Here is a 16,607-nt window from a genome sequence, read left to right as displayed (position 1 = left end):
TGCTTTCGAATGCCCAGCGGCGACATGCTCGTACTCATCGATGACAGTGGCCGGGTGGTCGAGTGGGAACGTCCGGCTGAGGAGTTGTTCGGGTGGTCCGCCGAGGAGGCCGTCGGCCGGTCCCGTGACCACACTCATGAGTGAGGCCGCCGCTCACGGCGAACGGCAGCGGGAACGGTTCTCAGAGACGGCCTCGGTGCTGGTCAAGCCGGTGCTGCGAGGTACTTCCGTGATGTGGCAGGTGCTGTCGGCGGCGGACACCATGTCGGGTCAGGATGTGGCGATCTTGAAGACCATGTTCGCCCGCTCCCCACTCGTACTGCACGTCCTCGACAATCAGCTGCGCGTGGCCCGCACGAGCACCGCCGCCCACGGGCTGAGCAACACTCCGGTACTGGGCGATCCCGCTGCCCGGTGCCAGGACCGCGCTGATCGTCGGTGACGTGGCAGGGCAAGGCATCGCCGCAGCCATCACGATGGGACTCCTGCGGACGGCCGTCCACACACACTCGCCGCCCTGGACATGCAGCCCGACGAACTGCCGGCCCGCCTCAGCGACACCGCGGGCCGCCTCATGGCCGCGCGCGCAGCGCTGCCTCCCATGGAGCCCCTGAGCCGTGAGCCGCTCGCCGCCGGCTGCGCCATCGCGATCTACGACCCGGTCGAACTCACCTGCACCATCGCCCGCGCCGGCCTCCCGGAGCCGGTCGCGGTGTTCCCCGACGGCGCCTCGGCCGACCTGCCCGTCCCCCAGCTGCCCCACTCGCCGGAACAGGCAACGCCCCATTCCCCGCGACCACCGTCAGCCTCCCCGAAGGAAGCACTCTGGCGATGGGCACGGCCGCCTTCGCGGACGAGGTCCTGGCGCCGTCCGTTCCACTGCGCCCGCTCCTGAACGGCGCCGGCACAAGGCCCCTGCCGGACTTGTGCGACGCCATCGCGCACGCGCTCCCGGACGGCAACCGGGCCGGCGAGAACCTGATGCTGCTCGCCCGCACGAAGGCACTGCCCCAAGATCGGGTACTGCCCCTCTCGCTGCCTGCGGGCCCCGCAGAGCTCGTCGGCAACGCGGTCCGCTACGGCACTCCGTCCCTGCAACTGCGTACGTGTTACGACGATTTGTTGAATCCGCCCGCCTCCGGCGGGGCATCCCGTGTGTGCGTCGCCGTATCCGCCGTCGGTGACGGTGATGGTCGGCGCGGTCCCCTTCAGCCACACGTGTTACATGTCGCGGCTGTTGCTCGTGATCGCGATGAAATGCTTGCCCGCATGTGACAGGGCAACCGCCGTCCGAGCCGGTCGAACTCACGACCGTTTCCTGACACGCGCCCTGCTCCGCCGAGGCATACTGGGCGGAGCGGGACACGGAGGTTTCGGCCTCTCGCCGACAACCCATCAGAGGACTTTGAGCAGCCTTTCGGCCAAGACGGCTGCCGAAGCAGGGTTTTGTCCAGTGAAGAGAGTCCGGTCGACCACTGTGTAGGGCTGCCACATCTCACCCTTGGTGAAGTCGACACCCAGGTCGATGAGTTCGTCCTCCAGTAGCCAGCGGGCCTTCGGACCCAGCCCGACCGCGTCCTCTTCTTCGTTGGTGAAAGCGGTGACCCGGTACCCGGCGAAGGGCGATACGCCATGGATCCTGGTCGCGAGCATCGCAGCCGGTGCGTGGCAGACGATGGCAAGAGGTTTGCCGGAGGCGAGGGCCGCGGTCAGCAACCGGCCGGCGTCCGCATCGATGCACAGGTCTTCCATGGGGCCGTGGCCGCCCGGGCAGTAGACGGCGTCGTAGTCCTCCAGGCGGGCGTCCGCCAAGTGGATCGGCCGCCGCATCACCTCTGCGGACCGGATGATCGCCTCCAGATCGAGAGCGGCCTGAGCGCTGCCGGCCATGTCGGGACGCAGGCTCATCATGTCCACGGTCGGTACAACGCCGTTGGGTGTGGCAACCACCACCTGGTGGCCGGCCTCGGTGAGCGCCTTGTACGGGGCCGCGAACTCCTCGGCCCAGTATCCCGTCGCGTGCCTGGTGCCGTCCTTGAGCGTCCAGTACGCGGTTCCGGTCATCACGAAAAGCAGCTTCGCCATCGGATATTCTCCTCCTCGTCCGAGCCTGTTGCGGTTGACGCAGAGGGCGATCCACGGCCCATGCTGTGCCGCGGTTTGTTCTCAACTTCCTTCGCTTGTACGCCGCTTCGAGCGGAGGGTCTCCAGAAGCCGGAGCCAGATCTCGCTGGCCGTCGGATAGCTGCGGCATCACCGGCCTGGAAGCCGCGGCCCTCGGCAGATCCCGGCTCGGCCGAGCTGACCCCGTTGCCGAAGATCACCGAGCAGGGGGGAACCCAGAGGTGTCAGTTGCACCACGCGGAAGCCGTCACCGGCGACGAAGTCGGCATCCAGCCGCCAACCCAGCGACTTGTAGAAGCTCTTTGACCGGTCGAGATCGGATACCGGGATCACTACGACTTCGAGTTTCATGTCCATGGTGGAGCCCTCCTGCCGTTCTGGCAGTTGTGCACGTCGCCGGTCACCACGACTTCCGCGCTATGGCGCGCAGGGTCCGCCTGTGAAACACCTGGTGAGGGTTGTTTGAGCACCGCAGCAGTGCCGTTGTGGAAGCCCTGCCACGGGGCGAACAAGGGAATGCACGTGCTCAACCGGGCCCGAGACAACTGCGCGTCGGCCGCCACCGGCGCACCGGTTTTCGCACCGGGGGTCGGCAGAGACGGCGCGCCGAAGAGACTCCTCCACGATACTGCTCCGCCACAGCAGTGCCACTCTTGCCTCAAAGCAACGTCAGGCGTACGCGGCATGGGGTCCACGGTGGTCAGCGGTCGGAACGGCAGGTCGATCCCCGTGCCGTTCCCAGCCGTACACCCGGCCCACGTACACCCAGTCAGCTCCACATCGTCGATCGCGTACTCGACCTCGGTGCGCTCTGCGGTCAACCACCCGGGGCTAAAGTCAATGCCGCGTAGTTAAGCGGGGATGGTGGTTGTCGAGTCGAGTGAGTCTCCTGGCGTCTTGGCCCACTGGGGGTGGAGTCGGTAGCGGCCTCGGCCTGATCTGACCAGGAACTTTTGCATGATCCATTGCCCCATCTGTGCGGAGAGGCTGCGGAGGTGGCCGATTTCGAGGGCGTCGGCGATCTGCCGGGCAGTCCAGTCCTGGCCGGGATCGGCTGCCGCCAGGAGTCGGAAGACGTGGGAGCGTCGGTCGGTGTTGGCACGAGACGGCGGCAGGGCGGTGGGTTGCTTGGCGGCAGCGAGCACGGTGATGCCCAGGTGGGTGAGGGAACGGCTGGTCAGCGGCCGTGTCTCATGCGGCGTGGTGCCGTAGCGGGACATCGGGCACTTCACCTTGCGTGCACTGATCCGGGAGCGGCGGGCCGGCAGCGGATCGGCCAGGACGGCCTTCGCGATGCCCCCGTCGCTGCCGGTGATGTTGGAGGCGTTGATGACCTGGTCGGCGGCGGTCTGGAGAGCGATCGTGAAGCTGAGGCGATCGGGGTCGGTGCCGGGGCGAGTTTCGGCCGCGTCGCACATCGCCCGGCGCAGGATCTGGTGGACAGTGAGCCAGGCCCACAGTTCCTGTTCCAGGCCGCAGCGATCGGTGGAGCGCAGGACGCGTCCGGTGAGCAGGGTGTGGCGCAGGGCGAGGAAGGCCGACTCGACCTCCCAGCGTTCGTGGTAGAGGCGGGCCAGCTGTTCGGCGGGATCGGTGCGGTGGTCGAGCAGGGTGGTGATCAGCATGTAGTGGTCGCCGATCCGGGTGCCGTCGTCACAGGTGGCGGTGATGTCGACGTTGATGATGCGGAAGGTTCGGTCCTGGATCCGGGTCAGGAACGAGCCGTCGGGCAGAGCGGTCCATACGGTCGGCCGACGGCGGGAGTTGAGCCGGATCAGCAGCTGGGCACCGGTGTCAGCGGCCGCGACGAGGAAGTCGTTCCCGGCGAAGGCACGGTCGGCCAGCAACAGCATCGTGGCGTTCAGCAGAGGAAGGAGCCGCCGGGCGTAGTGGGTCTCGCCCTTGCTGGTGGGGCCGAAGGCGGCGCCGAGCAGACCGCGGGTGCCGGTCTCGCACAAGGCCATCAGCCGCAGGTGCGGGTACCCCTCCGGGCCGTAGCCGGCGTTCAGGATTTTGCCCAGCCCGGCACGGACGCGCGGCTGGTCGGGGGCCCGCAGGGAGCTGCAGCCGTCGAAAGCGACCGTGCGCCATTTCCGGTAGCACACGCCGGGGGTGCAGGGCTGGGCGACCGGCCCCGACACGTCGTCGACCAGTTCGAAGGGAAGGTACTGCGTCAACTCCCCGAGATGCCCCGGTGCGAAGACACCCCTCGCAACGGTGATGGTGCGGACGAAACTGGTCATGACAGACTGCTCGGACAACGGGACCCCTGCTCAGCGTGAAGACCTTGGACGGCTTCACCGCTGTAGCAGAGGTCCCGTTTCCCATACGCATCCCGCCCGCAACGACGGCGCTGATCAAGTTGACGACCGTGCCCGGTCCTTAACTACGCGGCATTGGGGCTAAAGTGCGGCCTGTTTCACATTGATCGACGATCGGTCGGTTCGAGCCCACCAGTGAGAGGTCAGGCCCCGGTCGATTCCGATGGCCTTGTCGGTGGCGGGCATCCGCGCGGCGTCGGCGGGCCGGGTCGGTGTCGATGACAAAGCTCGCGAAGTACCGGCCGCACTGTCTTTGAGCACGGTGACCGAGGACGGCACCACGGGCAGGGTGCGGGACCACTTCACCCGTACCTCGCCGATCTTCGGCAGCTTCAGCCGGCCGGTTGGGGTGATCGACCAGCGGGGAGCACCGCCGAGGACACCTCCCTCAGCCAAGACCGCTCCACGGTCCGCTTGGCCTGGCTGATCAAGTTCTGGGACAGCTCGGCGGCCTTCGGATACGGCAGACCCTCCGCGTAGGCGTCCTGGCGGGCGCCCACCGCGTCGTTGAACACGACAAGTGGGCACCCGAACGCCCGGCCCAGCGCGAGGCGTTGATGGGGCCCCAGGTACAACCTGAAGGCGTACCGGAGCCGCATGAACGTCACCCTAGGTGGGCCCTCCCGGGCACCGCCCCAGAAGACCGGACTCGACGCTCCGCGTCGCGATCTCCAGATTCGCTTCCCCATCGGGCTGAAGCCCGATGCACTGCGAATGAGTCCCGGAGCTCCAGGAGCGTAGAAGAACCGCGTCCGCCCCCGTGCGCCTGATCCGGTGCGAGCGTCCGAGGACGGCGGCGCTCCGCTCGCGAGGGACGGTAACCGGAGCTTGCAACGGGATGCGATCGACCGCCAGGTGCGGGACGGTGGATCCAGGTGGCGATTCCGTGATGCTGCGGCGCTGGACACGAGCCGAAACAGGCCCGGGACGGCGGGAGCGGTCAATGGTGGACATAAAACTCGAGGATCTGGGGATGCGGGAGCACCCCGATCTCCATCACGACCCGGCGGTCCCGCACACCCCTCGTGCCCAAGCCGGGACTGGACTAGAACGGCTACTGGTGCTGGGGAGGGCTCGCGATCGAAGAGGTGCGCCGTGATCTGCGCCAGGTCACCCGTGAGATCCGCCCCGACTGAGATCCGGACGGCCCCTGTCTGCGCGCTGCCTGGGACGCCGGTGGCCGTTCCCAGCACTATCCGTACCAGCCGCCGTCCGACTCGCACCGCAGCACCGGCTGAGTGGAGCCTCCGCCATGGAATACCTCGTCACGATGACCACCCACGTCCCTGAGGGAACCGCACAGGAGGAAGTCGACGACATCCGCACTCGCGAGGCCGCGAACTCCCGCAGGCTCGCCGAGAAGGGGCAGCTGCTCCGGTTGTGGCGCCCGCCCCTGCGGCCCGGCGAGTGGCGCACCCTCGGGCTGTTCGCCGCGTCGGACGCCGAGGCGCTGGAGGATGCCCTCGCTTCCATGCCCCTGCGCGTCTGGCGCAGTGACGAGGTCACACCCCTGACGCAGCACCCGAACGATCCGGGACCGGCCTCGACCGGCGCATCGGGCGCGGCCAAGGAGTTCCTGGTCACCTTCGCCCCGGCCGCGCACGAGGGCGCCTCGTCCCAGGCGCCGGCGGACGCCACCGCGGCGGAGACGGTCCGTGCGAAGGAACTGGCCGGGAATGGGCACCTGGTGCGGCTGTGGCAGGTCTCCGGCGAGGGCCGTGCGCTCGGCCTGTGGCGCGCCCGGGACCCCGCCGAGATGCAGTCGATCCTGGATTCGCTGCCCTTGGCACCATGGCTCTCCATGGAGACGACGCCGCTGAGCGAACACCCGAATGACCCGGGGGCAGGGCTGGTCAGGAGCTGACAACCGTCGTTTCCGTTCGGCGTGCGGATAGCAGCGACAGCCAGTTCTCCCACAGGGCTTCGAGGTGGGTGTTGTTGTAGAGCGCCGTCAGCCTTGCAGATCACGGCCACACCGAGCGCGGAGTAACCGCGTAGTTCGACGAGCGAACACGCGGGTGAGGATCTCCTCCCTCGCATCACTGGTACGTCCCATGCCACAGGTGTGCGACCGGTCGTCTATGGCGAGACACCGCGGCCTCGGGCGTCCGACACGGTGCCCGGAGGCGACGGATCACTGGCCGGCACTCTGGCCGCCGTCGACGTGGAGGAACTCGCCGTGCCGAAGGGCGCGTTCTCGAGGTAGACGACCGCGTCGACGATTTCGCTGATCGCGTCCATCCTCCCGAGGGGGTGGCAGTAGGGCAGCGGATAGGTCATACATCAGCCAGGCCGAGCTGACGCAGCATGCCGAATTCGTCGCTGCTCCCCCAGCGCTCGACGAGCTTGCCGTCGCTGTCGAAGCGGCTGATCTGCATGCCGCGGTAGCTCACCTTCTTGCCGGTCGCCGGCCGTCCCATCAACGGTCCCAGATGCGTACCGCTGATCATGTAGGCGAAGGCCAGCTCGTCGTCGGTAGCCAGTAGGTGTTCCACCTCGATGTGCAAGTCGGGGAAAGCAACTCGTAGCTCGTTGAACATGGCCTTGTACCCCTCAGGTCCCTGGGCCTGTCCTGGAGCGGGGTCATGATCGACGGAATCGGGAGCGACGATGTCGTCGAGGACGTCGAGGTTCCCGGTGACCACGGCCTCTCCGAATGCGGTCTGTGCGGCGATGTTCGCTTGCTGCGCCATGGGCACTCCCGGGCGTGTATGGGGCACCGCTTGTTCGCGGGCCGAGAGGTTCGCACCTACGCCATATACCGACCGTACAACCGGCGGTCACACACAGCATGTCTGCATGGCAGGCCTCCGCCGGGGCTGCCGGCCGACGTGGCGCACCGCCCCTCGAGGTCACCAGTGGCGGGCCGATGGCAGCACTGGCGAAGGCTCGTGTCCGTGGGGACGGCGTCCGAGCGGGAAGAGCGTCGCGCGCCGACGACGAGCGCTTCTGGCCGACGACCGTTGAGCGTGAAGCAGTCAGAGGACGAGGTGCCGGCGCAGCCACCTGTGCGCGGTCCTCTCGGCATCGGCGAACCTGACACGTCCCGACTCGGTCAGAGTGACCTCGACCGTCCTGCGGTCTCTGCCGCAACGATTGCGTTCGATCAGTCCGGCCGCCTGCAGGTTCTTCAGGAGAGAGGACATCCGGGTCCCCGATTCCCGGAGGAATGCCGTCAGCTGGGTCACGGGCACGGGTCGGCCCTCGGCCCCGGCGAGGGCACCGAGAATGAGGTAGTCGTAGAGCGACAGACCGCGCACCGTCCGCAACTCTCCGTGCAGGAGGCCGAGACTCCACAGGTTCGGTGGAGGGGTGTGGTGTCCGCCGGATCGCAGTCGATCATGTTTCATTCCCGGGGTGGGTCCACCGGCCGCGGGCTCGCGGCCACACGGTCGTAACCAGGTTCCCCGCGACGCTGATGGCGAGCCGATGCGACATGAAGCCCTCATATCAGGACACCGCATCGTCCGCGGGCGGCCGTCTGGCCGATGTCCCGATATGAGGCCGATGTGGCCTGGTGGAGCATCCGTCACCGGTCTCTCGCGGCTCTACGTCAACACGACGTGGCCGCAGAGGTTGATCTGTGAAGTGGGCGCCGGATGCGGGGATACGGGACACATAGGGCAGACGGCTGTCAGGGCCGCGCCGGGATCGTAGGGCTTCACACAGGGAAGAAAGCGTTCTACGCCATGGCCTCGCAATCAGACACCGCTCGAACCGTGGTTCACGGGCTGGACTTCGGACTCAACGCATGGGTCGTGGACGAGCAACGGCAGCGTTTCCTGCACGACCCGGGCTCGGTCGCGGAGACGTGGAGGGGCTTCTTCGCAACTCCGGGAGCCCTGACCGTCGCGGTTTCCTCGCCCGTTCCGGCCGCCCGGGTCAATTCGCCGACCCGGCCGGGGGCGCGTCTTCACTCCCGACCATGAGGACGGCGACGAGGCGGCGCTCACGGCCGTCCGGGTCGCGGCACTCATTCACGCGTATCGCGTACGCGGCCATATGACAGCCGGTACGGACCCGCTCACGGCGCACCCCTCCGCCGCCCATCCGGAACTGGACCTGGCCGCGTTCGGACTGCATCACATGGGCCAGGCACGGAACGTCGTCGTGGACGGGTTCGCCGGTCACGCCGTGACAACGCTCGATGAAGTGCTGGGCGCTCTACGGGAGTTCTACTGCGGCAGTGCCGGGTTCGAGTACATGCACATCCAGGACTCCCGCCAACGCCGCTGGATCCAGCAGCGCGTCGAGAGGCCGCAGCATCGGCCGGACCGTGCCCGGCAGCTGCGGATCCTCTACCGGCTGTGGGCAGCGGAGGCCTTCGAGACGTTCCTTCAGACCAAGAACGTGGGTCACAAGCGGTACTCGCTCGAAGGCGGGGAGTCGGCCGTCGTGCTGCTGGACGCCCTGCTGCACAGTGCCGTACAGGACGGTGTCGCAGAGACCGTTATCGGGATGGCGCACCGCGGCCGGCTGAACGTCCTGGCCAACATCATCGGCAAGTCCTACGCCCGGATCTTCAGTGAGTTTGAGGGCGCGGTGGTCCTCGGGTCCGTGCAGGGTTCGGGAGACGTGAAGTATCACCTCTCGACCAGGTGAACGGCACCTGGTTCCTGTGGGCGGTGGGATCGGAGTCGGTGGCGGTCGCGGCGGCCTCGTTGGCCCGGGTGACCCCCGGACACGCACTAGCCGTGCTGGCGGTGGTGTGCTGGGCAGTCGGGCTGATGCAGTACCTGCTGACCGCCGCACTGGTCCTGGCCCGGCTGCTGGCCCGGCCGGTGCGGCCGGAAGGCCTCATGACGTCCGTTGGATCTTCATGGGGGCGGCGACGATCGCCGCGCTCGCCGGAGTGCGGCTGATCGAACTCCCGCCCGGCAACACGATGTTGCCGCGCCCGCTCGTCATCGGGTCGTCCGTCGTCCTGTGGGCGTTCTCCAGCTGGCTGATCCCGCTCCTCCTGGCTCTGGGCGTATGGCGGCACGCGCTGCGCCGCATCCCGCTGCGCTACGAGCTCGGCTGGTGGAACCTCGTCTTCCCGGTCGGCATGTATGCCGTCACCACGCACGAGCTTTGACGCGCGATCGCAACCTGGTGGATGACGAGCGTGGGACGCTGGGACGTCTGGATCGCCGCAGTGTTCTGGGCTGGCGTCTTCGCCGCCATGGTGGCCGCCAAGCTCCGGGCCCGCCCCACGACCGCGCGCGGATCCGCCGGTGCGGGGCAGACGGGCCGCCCGCAGAGCACCGCCTCGACGGCGCCCGGGGCGCTGCCATAGGAACGGGCGCCCGTGCGGCGCGAACCCAGCTGCCCGTCGGCAAGCAGCCGGGTTCGCGCCGCGTCCGTGTCATGCGGAGCGGTACACGGGCCCTGTCATCCGCGGGCGCGCTCGCGCTGCCGGACAGCATGGCGCAAGGAGTACCAGGCGACCACCGCCCAGGCGGCGACGAGCAGGGCATACAGGACGACAGCGATCCAGACGAACAGCTGCGAGCCGGTACGCGCGGCGAGCGCGCTGGTGCCGGTGACGCAGGCACCGAGAGGGAAAATGAAGGACCACCAGGTGGGTGCGAAGGGCAGCCCTCTGCGGATTTCCCGTACGGTCAGCGCCGTGGCCAGCACCAGCCACAGCAGGGAGAAGCCCCAGATCCCGAGCCCGCCCAGGAGCGCTACGACCGCACTCCCGCGCGCGTACGGGGCGGGTAGCGCGCTCGGCGCCGCCGCGGCCAGCGTCCCCAGCGCCGTCACCGCCTGATCCAGCGCCCCCACACCGATCCACATCGTGGGCACCACCGCACCGCCGGGCACGTCATGATGCACCAGGCGGCTGTAGACCATGGCCAGCACCAGCAGGACCGCGACCAGCCCGAGCCCGAGCATCGAGTAGCAGCCCAGCAGCAGCGCCAGCCGCACCTGCCCGGCCGGAGCCCGCGGGACGAGCAGCGCGCCCGTCGCGGCAGAGACCATCGGCGGCACCACCGGCAGCAGCCATCCTCCGAACGCCGCGTCCGGCGTGAAACGGTGCCGTGTGATCATCAGATACGGAACCGCGCAGGCGGTGGCGAGACCCAGCACCGTACCGGCCGACCACAGCACCCAGTCCACATCCACCGCCGCACGCTCCCCGATCAGCCGCCGGCCGAGCAGCAGCGTCCCGGCCCCGACAGTGAGCAGCGCCATCGGCAGCGCCCCGAAGAACTGGGCCAGCACCGGATCACCGGCATGCGCCCGCAACGAGCGCTGCCCGGTATAGCTGCCGGCGAGCACGATCAGCAGCAGCGCGGTCCCCGCCCAGACCACCGTGGCGGCCTCGCCGAGTCCGGGGAAACTGCGCGGCAGGGTGGCGGCCGCGACGGCGACGATTCCGCTGCCCATGACGGCGGCGAACCAGCCGGGACCGAGCCGACCCCGCTCCCTGCCGTTCGCCTCGTCCGGCTGTTCACGGACATGCACGGACGGTCTCGACGCCGAGCCGGCCTGGGACGGGACCGCTGGGCTGGTACTGGGGTGGTGTGTCACGGCGCGGAGTGCCTTCTCTTCTCGTTTCGGGTTCGCCACCGCCCACGTTCAGCGACGGTGACCGGCCGGACCGCACCCAGCAGCTCACGGAACGCGGCCGAGACCGTCGGCCCGTTGGCGCCCTCGACGCTATGGCGAAGCACAGCTCCCGCCACAGGGCAGCACGCGCCATGACGCCCTCACACCAGGACATCGAGCGCCGTGCAGGCCCTTTGCCGCGTGCCGGGTGGATGCCCCGATGTCCTCACCCGAGCGTGTTGTGTCCGCATATGCGGACATGACGAGACGGCAGGCGACCGCTGAAAGCGGGTGAGGCGCCGAATCCCGACGCCTCGATCCACACACAACAGAACGCAGCATCATGTCGCAGGGACGTGGACGGCACTCATCAGCACGGGCGTGGGCGGGGCGTCGCCAGGCGGATGATGGTGTCTACCGCTGTGGGCCCCAGTCCGTCTGTGGGCCGCAGTCCATCCGGGAGGCGCACGATGAAGGACAGGCCGTCAGGCAGAAGGCCGTTGCTGGTGACCGTGCTGGTCTTCCCTGGCGTACGACTGCTCGACGTCACCGGCCCGATCGAGGTGTTCTCGACGGCCAACGAATTCGGCGGCCGTTACCGCGTACGCACGGTCTCCCCGGACGGCGCCGACGCGGTCACCGCAGCCGGCACCGGACTGCGCGTCGACCTGGCTGCCGCGCAGGTGCAGGAGGCCAGCGATGTCGTCGTCATCCCCGGCGGCCCGGAGTGGCCGTCCCTCATCAAGGACGACGACCTGCTGGATGCCATAAGGGCACTCGACGCACGCAGCTGCCGCACCGCGTCCATCTGCACCGGAGCCTTCCTCCTCGCCGCGGCCGGACTGCTCGACGGACGCAAAGCGACCACTCACTGGCGCTTCGCCGACCAGCTCGCTCTGCGCTACCCGCAAGTGACCGTAGAGGCGGATGCCCTCTTCGTGCGTGACGGCCACATCATGACCTCTGCGGGCGTCAGCTCGGGCATCGATCTCTCGCTCGCCCTGGTCGAGGAGCACCTCGGCGCCGATGTAGCCCGCGCCGTGGCCAAGGACATGGTCGTGTTCATGCAGCGTCCGGGAGGCCAGTCGCAGTTCAGTGTCCGCACCCACACGCCGCGCGCGAGACAGGAGATGCTGCGCCGGGTCCTGGACGCGGTCACCGAGGACCCGTCCGCCCCGCACACCCTTGCCACCATGGCGCGCCGGGCGGGTGTGAGTGCCCGCCACATGACGCGCCTGTTCCACGACGAGATGACCACGACCCCGGCCCGCTATGTCGAGCAGGTCCGCATGGAAGCCGCCCAGGCGATGCTGGAAGACAGCGACGACCCCATGGCCACGGTGGCCCGGCGCACCGGCTTCGGGTCACCGGAGTCGCTGCGCCGGGCCTTCACACGCAACCTCGGCATCACGCCGGGGGTCTACCGGGCACGTTTCCGTACCACGCACGCCGCAGGTGACGGCAAGCGTGCATGATGCCCTGCAGGTATCGGCGAGCACAGGCAATCGCCGTAGTCCGACAGGCCGGCCGTGCCGGACGAGGCCAATCAGCCCCCCTCGACAGTCCGCCCCGGCATCGGCTCTGCGAGCGCGGCCCGCCACGCGGGCCTGCCGAAAGGACTGGCGAAGTACTGCGTCTCGTGCACGATCTGCTGGTCGGCGAATTCCATGACGCTCACCGAGTACGAAGGCGAACCGTCGTAGGCGATGACGCATTCGCTCACCCGTACATACATTGGCTCCCCACCGAGCTGGCGGCCGGCACTTTGGTGCGACTGCCTGTGCCGACTCGAGGCCCAGGAGCGTCTCGGTCGTCGAGATCCAGGAGCACACGAGGCAGGCCCCGGCCAGTCGGCCAGGGCCTGTTCCTCTTCGAGGCCGATCTCAGTGCCGGCCGCGGATTCCTTGATCTCGTGCGTCGTACGGGTTAGCTGTCGCGCGGCAGTATGCGGTGGCCGTGTCGTGTCTCAGGCGGCACGGGTGAGTTCGGCGCGGCCGAACAGGAGGGCGTAGCCCGTGGGGAGCTGGTCGAGGATGCGGGTGAGGAGGTCGGGGCCGGCGAGGGTGGCGACGGCGGCCAGGACTGAGCCGGTGTCCCAGCGAGCGGTGGCCGGGGTGGCTTTGGTGCGGGTGGCGAGGTCCTTGACGAAGGCCCAGCCCGTGAGGGGCCGCGCTACGGGGATCTGTTGGGTGAGGATGCGGGCGGCCTCGAAGGGCAGGCGGGCTGCCAGCTCCACGCGTTCGTCGCCGGTCAGCTGCTCCCCGAGTCCGGAAAGGACCAGGCGGACGGCTTCGGCGGCCCGCTCGCGGGTGGGATAGGCCCCTTCGTAACGGACTTTCTCCAGCATCTCCTCGAACGTCATCGCCGCAAGGCGCTGGATCGGATCACGCTGGTCGGACATCACTGCGAGAGTTGCCTTTCTCGTGGGCGAGGTGGTGGTGGGGGTGCCTGGCGGACCCGGGTAGCAGTGGCCGGGTCAGTGGGTGGTCAGCTGGGCTGGGGGCGGCCAAAGAGGAGGTCGTACCCGGCGGGCAGCTGGAGCAGGATCTGCTGTGTGAGCTCGTCGCCGGCCGCGTCGGCGGCGGTGCTGAGGACGGCACTGACGTCCCAGGCCGCGGTCGCTTCGGTGGCGCCCTCGATCCAGGCCGCCGTGGCCCTCACGAACCGCTCGGGTGAGAGCGGTTCGGCGCTCTGCAGCGGGTTGAGGAGGATCAGGGCGAAGGTTTCCGGCAGGCGCGCGGCCAGTTCGGCACGCACGGCGCCGACCAGGTGGGCGCCGAGAAGCGCGAGGACGACGCGGGCCGCGCGTTCCGCTTCTTGCGCGCTCTCGTACTCGCCGCGCTCCTTGACCTGGTCGAGGAACGCTTCCCATCGCACGGTCATGTCCGCCACCGCCTCTGTTGGCTTGGGGGGTGCGCAGGACGGGCGGAGGGGGAGATCAGGTGCCCGTCCTGCGCCGCTGGCAGGCCCGGTTCGCTGGGCTCAGCCGGAGATCTCCTTGCGGGAGGACTCCCCGCCGATCGAGATCTTGCGGGGCTTGGCGCGCTCGGCGATCGGGATGCGCAGGGTCAGCACCCCTGCGTCGTAGTCGGCCTTGATGTGCTCGGTGTCCAGAGTGTCGGCCAGCACGATCTGGCGGGAGAACACGCCCAGCGGCCGCTCCGAGAGTTCCATCTGCACGTTGTCGGCCTTCGCCGCAGGCCGGCGCTCGGCCTTGACCGTCAGCATGTTCCGCTCGACGTCGATGTCGATCGCCTCCGCGCTGACGCCGGGGAGGTCGAAGGCCACCACGTACTCGTCGCCCTCACGGTAGGCGTCCATCGCCATCGCGGACGGCCGCGTCCATGTGCCCGTGCCGGTCAGCTGCTGGGCGAGGCGGTCGAGTTCACGGAAAGGATCAGTGCGCATCAACATCGCGAAACACCTCCAGAAGGTTCGGGCTGTACCCGCCAATGCGCTTCACTGACACCGTTGTAACATGTCATCCATCGGATGACAAACAACCTGTCGTCGAAAGGATGACAGCCCGAAGGAGTTCCCGTGACAGCAGCCGGCCAGCCTCCCCCGTCCCGCCCCGACGACCGGAGCCCGACCTCGTTCCTGGCCGCCGCCGCGGCGCTGGAGGCCATCGACAACGCCGTGCACGACGCCCACAACAGGTCCGCAGACCCCGGCGCAGACGGACCTGAGACCCTCCAGGCCCTGGCGTCCCTTCTGCTGCTCAGGCAGATCCGCGAGCAGCTCGCCGGATGGGAGACCGGCCTGATCGAAACCGCCCGCGACGCGGGAGCAAGCTGGGCCGACCTCGCGCACCCCCTCGGCGTAGCCAGCCGCCAGGCCGCCGAGCGCCGCTACCTGCGCAACCGCCCCGGCCCCGCCGGAACCACCGGTGAACAACGCGTCCGGGCCACCCGCGAACTCCGCGCCGCCAACCGGGCCCACACCGCCTGGGCCCGCGACAACGCCGCAGTCCTGCGCCGCCTCGCCGGCCAGATCACCGCCCTCACCGACCTCCCCCCGGCCTCCCGCGCCCCCCTCGACGACGCCCTCGCCCAAGACGACCCCGCCGCCCTCATCGATCCACTCACCACAACCCGCCCCTACCTGACCGCCGCCCACCCCCTCCTCGCCGCCCAGCTCGACACCCTCATCAGCCAGGGCAACCAGCCCGACCACGCGTGACAACACCGGCCTGCCGCACAGCAGGGGCCACCAGGCCACGCCCACGACGGACGGTGGATCATCAACGACGGCTCCCCACTTCGACTTCCCAAGCGTTCGCCCTGGCCGCGCGAGCCCACAACAGAATGAGGATCGAGGGCGGCATCCGCCCTCCCGGCCCGCCACAGATGAGCGGTCGGCCGAGGGCGCAGGCCGGGCTGCGTGGGCGGGTGCGGGAGCTTTCGGCTTGACCGTCTGCCACCGGCGGAAGGGCCGGCGGCACGTGACCGTGATGGGTCGGGCGCACTGTCCGGCAGTCGCAGGGGTGGCGGCTCTGGCTGCGGCTGTGGTCGCGATCGAGCTCCCGCAGCGCTGGGGAGACGTCGGTGGCTGTTTGATGCCGCTCGGCTCGCTGTCACGGACCCGCCATGCCGTGCCGATCACGTCAGGTATCGGAGCTGCTGCGCCCACAAGACCTATGGAATCCCAGGCGGCGGTGGCCGGGCCCGTCGGGGTGTACGCGCCTGGCCGACGGGCACGAGCATGTGCCGACCTCATCGCAATAGCGGTCCGTCGGTTGCGCCTGCCAGACCAACCGGCAAGCCCCACAGGCGCATCCAGCGGCGGACGTGGCCTCGGTCGGGGTCCGGGCCGGGTCGACGGCCTGCTCGTCGGGGGTGCATCAGGTGGTGGTGCCGCAACAGGCATCCGGGGCGCCGGTGACGCTCTTGCCAAGGGTGTAGGCGTCGGCCTTGACGATGTAGACCTCCCAGGACTCTTTGCCGGGGCCGATGACCCAGACCTTGTCCTGCAGGGCGTAGCAGCAGGAGGTGTCGTTCTCCTCGAAGGTTGCCAGGCCCACGTCCTTGAGGCGGGTGGTGGCGGTGTTGACCTGCTCGAGCGCGCCCGCGCCGCTGATACGGCGGGCGACGGTCGAGGGGCTGGGGACGGCCGCGCTGGTCGCGGTAGTGGTCGGCTCCGGTATCCAGGCCTCCGAACTGACCCCAGATGTCGGTACGCAGCTGCTGGCCAACTCCCTGGCCACCGTCTTCGGCCTCGGGGTGCCGATCACCCTGCTCGGATCGGTGTCGGGGGCGCACTTCAACCCGGCGGTCACCCTCGCCGCCTGGTTCACCGGCCGCCGCAACGGCGAGGCCCCCGCCCTGCGTGACGTCGCCGCGTACGTGCCCGCCCAGGTCACCGGGGCGGTCGTCGGCGCGGTGCTGGCAGAGCCATGTTCGGCAAGCCGCTGGTGCACTTCTCCACCCACGAACGGTGGGCCGGACACCTGTGGCTGGGCGAGGTCGTGGCCACCGCCGGGCTGGTCTGGCTCATCTTCGGCCTGGCCCACGCCGGCCGCGCCCACCTGGCACCGCCGCTGGTCGCCTCCTACATCGGCGCGGCGTACTGGTTCACCTCCTCCACCAGCTTCGCCAACCCAGCCGTCACGGCTGATATCAGGCC

21 protein-coding genes and 4 pseudogenes are annotated in these 16,607 nt (G+C 69.1%); 11 read left to right on the top strand and 14 right to left on the bottom strand.

All coding sequences use genetic code 11. The features are described 5' to 3' along the window. The first annotated feature begins 9 nt into the window (after window positions 1-9). The 4 genes from ACWIGU_RS42715 to ACWIGU_RS42700 all read left to right on the top strand — a co-directional run bounded on the left by ACWIGU_RS42715 (window position 10) and on the right by ACWIGU_RS42700 (window position 1,275). Window positions 10-144, top strand: a complete 135-nt coding sequence (locus tag ACWIGU_RS42715; RefSeq protein ID WP_454407273.1) for a PAS domain S-box protein — start codon at window positions 10-12, stop codon at window positions 142-144. After that, a complete protein-coding gene (locus tag ACWIGU_RS42710) occupies window positions 137-442 on the top strand; it encodes a hypothetical protein (RefSeq protein WP_454407272.1) in 306 nt (101 codons plus the stop codon). The genes ACWIGU_RS42715 and ACWIGU_RS42710 overlap by 8 nt, the downstream gene beginning before the upstream one ends. Before the next feature lie 81 nt (window positions 443-523). Next, window positions 524-895, top strand: coding sequence for a hypothetical protein (locus tag ACWIGU_RS42705; protein ID WP_454407292.1), 372 nt, complete (start codon window positions 524-526; stop codon window positions 893-895). Next, window positions 832-1,275 carry a hypothetical protein gene (locus ACWIGU_RS42700; protein WP_454407271.1) on the top strand — a complete coding sequence of 148 codons (444 nt, stop codon included), beginning with the start codon at window positions 832-834 and terminating at the stop codon, window positions 1,273-1,275. Before ACWIGU_RS42705 ends, ACWIGU_RS42700 begins: the two co-directional genes overlap by 64 nt. Before the next feature lie 120 nt (window positions 1,276-1,395). Here ACWIGU_RS42700 and ACWIGU_RS42695 read toward each other — a convergent pair whose 3' ends face one another. From ACWIGU_RS42695 to ACWIGU_RS42675, 5 genes are all read right to left on the bottom strand, one after another. Then, on the bottom strand, window positions 1,396-2,085 hold the full coding sequence (locus ACWIGU_RS42695) for a type 1 glutamine amidotransferase domain-containing protein (RefSeq protein ID WP_454407270.1): 690 nt from the start codon (window positions 2,083-2,085) through the stop codon (window positions 1,396-1,398). 168 nt (window positions 2,086-2,253) lie between these two features. Then, a complete protein-coding gene (locus tag ACWIGU_RS42690; protein ID WP_454407269.1) occupies window positions 2,254-2,481 on the bottom strand; it encodes a VOC family protein in 228 nt (75 codons plus the stop codon). Between the two features lie 494 nt (window positions 2,482-2,975). Next, entirely contained in the window at window positions 2,976-4,367 is a 1,392-nt protein-coding gene (locus tag ACWIGU_RS42685; RefSeq protein ID WP_454407268.1) for a transposase, read from the bottom strand. Between the two features lie 159 nt (window positions 4,368-4,526). Beyond that, window positions 4,527-4,841 carry a hypothetical protein gene (locus ACWIGU_RS42680; protein WP_454407267.1) on the bottom strand — a complete coding sequence of 105 codons (315 nt, stop codon included), beginning with the start codon at window positions 4,839-4,841 and terminating at the stop codon, window positions 4,527-4,529. Further along, window positions 4,778-5,044, bottom strand: a complete 267-nt coding sequence (locus ACWIGU_RS42675) for a helix-turn-helix domain-containing protein (RefSeq protein WP_454407266.1) — start codon at window positions 5,042-5,044, stop codon at window positions 4,778-4,780. The genes ACWIGU_RS42680 and ACWIGU_RS42675 overlap by 64 nt, the downstream gene beginning before the upstream one ends. A gap of 653 nt (window positions 5,045-5,697) precedes the next feature. On the opposite strand from ACWIGU_RS42675, the gene ACWIGU_RS42670 reads away from it, so the two are divergent. After that, complete coding sequence (locus tag ACWIGU_RS42670) at window positions 5,698-6,309, top strand: muconolactone Delta-isomerase family protein (RefSeq protein WP_454407265.1); 612 nt, start codon at window positions 5,698-5,700, stop codon at window positions 6,307-6,309. Between the two features lie 270 nt (window positions 6,310-6,579). On the opposite strand, the pseudogene ACWIGU_RS42665 reads toward ACWIGU_RS42670, so the two are convergent. The 3 genes and pseudogenes from ACWIGU_RS42665 to ACWIGU_RS42655 form a co-directional block, all read right to left on the bottom strand. Next, window positions 6,580-6,701, bottom strand: a pseudogene (locus tag ACWIGU_RS42665) (3-oxoacyl-ACP reductase); the annotation flags it as partial. A 20-nt stretch (window positions 6,702-6,721) separates the two neighbouring features. Next, window positions 6,722-7,138, bottom strand: coding sequence for an ester cyclase (locus ACWIGU_RS42660; protein ID WP_454407264.1), 417 nt, complete (start codon window positions 7,136-7,138; stop codon window positions 6,722-6,724). Window positions 7,139-7,423: 285 nt separating this feature from the next. Further along, on the bottom strand, window positions 7,424-7,705 hold the full coding sequence (locus ACWIGU_RS42655; RefSeq protein WP_454407263.1) for a MarR family winged helix-turn-helix transcriptional regulator: 282 nt from the start codon (window positions 7,703-7,705) through the stop codon (window positions 7,424-7,426). A 676-nt stretch (window positions 7,706-8,381) separates the two neighbouring features. Here ACWIGU_RS42655 and kgd point away from each other — a divergent pair. From kgd to ACWIGU_RS42640, 3 genes and pseudogenes are all read left to right on the top strand, one after another. Beyond that, a pseudogene (kgd, locus tag ACWIGU_RS42650) lies at window positions 8,382-9,035 on the top strand (multifunctional oxoglutarate decarboxylase/oxoglutarate dehydrogenase thiamine pyrophosphate-binding subunit/dihydrolipoyllysine-residue succinyltransferase subunit); the annotation flags it as partial. Between the two features lie 8 nt (window positions 9,036-9,043). Beyond that, window positions 9,044-9,522, top strand: a pseudogene (locus ACWIGU_RS42645) (SLAC1 family transporter). Window positions 9,523-9,552: 30 nt separating this feature from the next. Beyond that, on the top strand, window positions 9,553-9,723 hold the full coding sequence (locus ACWIGU_RS42640) for a hypothetical protein (protein WP_454407262.1): 171 nt from the start codon (window positions 9,553-9,555) through the stop codon (window positions 9,721-9,723). Between the two features lie 95 nt (window positions 9,724-9,818). Here the strand turns inward: ACWIGU_RS42640 and ACWIGU_RS42635 are convergent, their stop codons facing one another. Further along, a complete protein-coding gene (locus ACWIGU_RS42635; protein ID WP_454407261.1) occupies window positions 9,819-10,898 on the bottom strand; it encodes a TDT family transporter in 1,080 nt (359 codons plus the stop codon). Window positions 10,899-11,488: 590 nt separating this feature from the next. Here ACWIGU_RS42635 and ACWIGU_RS42630 point away from each other — a divergent pair. Continuing rightward, window positions 11,489-12,457, top strand: a complete 969-nt coding sequence (locus ACWIGU_RS42630) for a GlxA family transcriptional regulator (protein WP_454407260.1) — start codon at window positions 11,489-11,491, stop codon at window positions 12,455-12,457. 71 nt (window positions 12,458-12,528) lie between these two features. Here ACWIGU_RS42630 and ACWIGU_RS42625 read toward each other — a convergent pair whose 3' ends face one another. The 4 genes from ACWIGU_RS42625 to ACWIGU_RS42610 form a co-directional block, all read right to left on the bottom strand. After that, window positions 12,529-12,705, bottom strand: coding sequence for a hypothetical protein (locus ACWIGU_RS42625; RefSeq protein WP_454407259.1), 177 nt, complete (start codon window positions 12,703-12,705; stop codon window positions 12,529-12,531). Window positions 12,706-12,948: 243 nt separating this feature from the next. Further along, on the bottom strand, window positions 12,949-13,383 hold the full coding sequence (locus ACWIGU_RS42620) for a DUF2267 domain-containing protein (RefSeq protein WP_454407258.1): 435 nt from the start codon (window positions 13,381-13,383) through the stop codon (window positions 12,949-12,951). A gap of 86 nt (window positions 13,384-13,469) precedes the next feature. Next, a complete protein-coding gene (locus ACWIGU_RS42615) occupies window positions 13,470-13,865 on the bottom strand; it encodes a DUF2267 domain-containing protein (protein WP_454407257.1) in 396 nt (131 codons plus the stop codon). A gap of 99 nt (window positions 13,866-13,964) precedes the next feature. Further along, window positions 13,965-14,396: an Hsp20/alpha crystallin family protein gene (locus tag ACWIGU_RS42610; protein ID WP_454407256.1), complete on the bottom strand. Its 432-nt coding sequence runs from the start codon at window positions 14,394-14,396 to the stop codon at window positions 13,965-13,967. A 126-nt stretch (window positions 14,397-14,522) separates the two neighbouring features. On the opposite strand from ACWIGU_RS42610, the gene ACWIGU_RS42605 reads away from it, so the two are divergent. Then, a complete protein-coding gene (locus tag ACWIGU_RS42605) occupies window positions 14,523-15,164 on the top strand; it encodes a type III effector protein (RefSeq protein WP_454407255.1) in 642 nt (213 codons plus the stop codon). Between the two features lie 661 nt (window positions 15,165-15,825). On the opposite strand, the gene ACWIGU_RS42600 is transcribed toward ACWIGU_RS42605, so the two are convergent. Continuing rightward, the gene (locus ACWIGU_RS42600; RefSeq protein WP_454407254.1) at window positions 15,826-16,215 is read right to left on the bottom strand and encodes a hypothetical protein; all 390 of its coding nucleotides are present in this window, start codon (window positions 16,213-16,215) and stop codon (window positions 15,826-15,828) included. On the opposite strand from ACWIGU_RS42600, the pseudogene ACWIGU_RS42595 reads away from it, so the two are divergent. Next, window positions 16,100-16,593: pseudogene (locus ACWIGU_RS42595) on the top strand (aquaporin); the annotation flags it as partial. The gene ACWIGU_RS42600 and the pseudogene ACWIGU_RS42595 overlap by 116 nt on opposite strands. Between the last annotated feature and the right edge of the window lie 14 nt (window positions 16,594-16,607).

The organism is Streptomyces sp. NPDC055400 (assembly GCF_053644375.1).
Note: the sequence above shows the minus strand (reverse complement) of the source record. Positions and strands in the feature narration are given on the sequence as shown.

What these genes read in the sequence shown, in the direction of transcription:
- ACWIGU_RS42610 (WP_454407256.1), bottom strand. Translation starts at nt 14,396, where the DNA reads ATGTTGATGCGCACTGATCCTTTCCGTGAACTCGACCGCCTCGCCCAG.
- ACWIGU_RS42690 (WP_454407269.1), bottom strand. Translation starts at nt 2,481, where the DNA reads ATGGACATGAAACTCGAAGTCGTAGTGATCCCGGTATCCGATCTCGAC.
- ACWIGU_RS42670 (WP_454407265.1), top strand. Translation starts at nt 5,698, where the DNA reads ATGGAATACCTCGTCACGATGACCACCCACGTCCCTGAGGGAACCGCA.
- ACWIGU_RS42715 (WP_454407273.1), top strand. Translation starts at nt 10, where the DNA reads ATGCCCAGCGGCGACATGCTCGTACTCATCGATGACAGTGGCCGGGTG.
- ACWIGU_RS42660 (WP_454407264.1), bottom strand. Translation starts at nt 7,138, where the DNA reads ATGGCGCAGCAAGCGAACATCGCCGCACAGACCGCATTCGGAGAGGCC.
- ACWIGU_RS42695 (WP_454407270.1), bottom strand. Translation starts at nt 2,085, where the DNA reads ATGGCGAAGCTGCTTTTCGTGATGACCGGAACCGCGTACTGGACGCTC.
- ACWIGU_RS42700 (WP_454407271.1), top strand. Translation starts at nt 832, where the DNA reads ATGGGCACGGCCGCCTTCGCGGACGAGGTCCTGGCGCCGTCCGTTCCA.
- ACWIGU_RS42675 (WP_454407266.1), bottom strand. Translation starts at nt 5,044, where the DNA reads ATGCGGCTCCGGTACGCCTTCAGGTTGTACCTGGGGCCCCATCAACGC.
- ACWIGU_RS42615 (WP_454407257.1), bottom strand. Translation starts at nt 13,865, where the DNA reads ATGACCGTGCGATGGGAAGCGTTCCTCGACCAGGTCAAGGAGCGCGGC.
- ACWIGU_RS42685 (WP_454407268.1), bottom strand. Translation starts at nt 4,367, where the DNA reads ATGACCAGTTTCGTCCGCACCATCACCGTTGCGAGGGGTGTCTTCGCA.
- ACWIGU_RS42620 (WP_454407258.1), bottom strand. Translation starts at nt 13,383, where the DNA reads ATGTCCGACCAGCGTGATCCGATCCAGCGCCTTGCGGCGATGACGTTC.
- ACWIGU_RS42710 (WP_454407272.1), top strand. Translation starts at nt 137, where the DNA reads ATGAGTGAGGCCGCCGCTCACGGCGAACGGCAGCGGGAACGGTTCTCA.
- ACWIGU_RS42705 (WP_454407292.1), top strand. Translation starts at nt 524, where the DNA reads ATGCAGCCCGACGAACTGCCGGCCCGCCTCAGCGACACCGCGGGCCGC.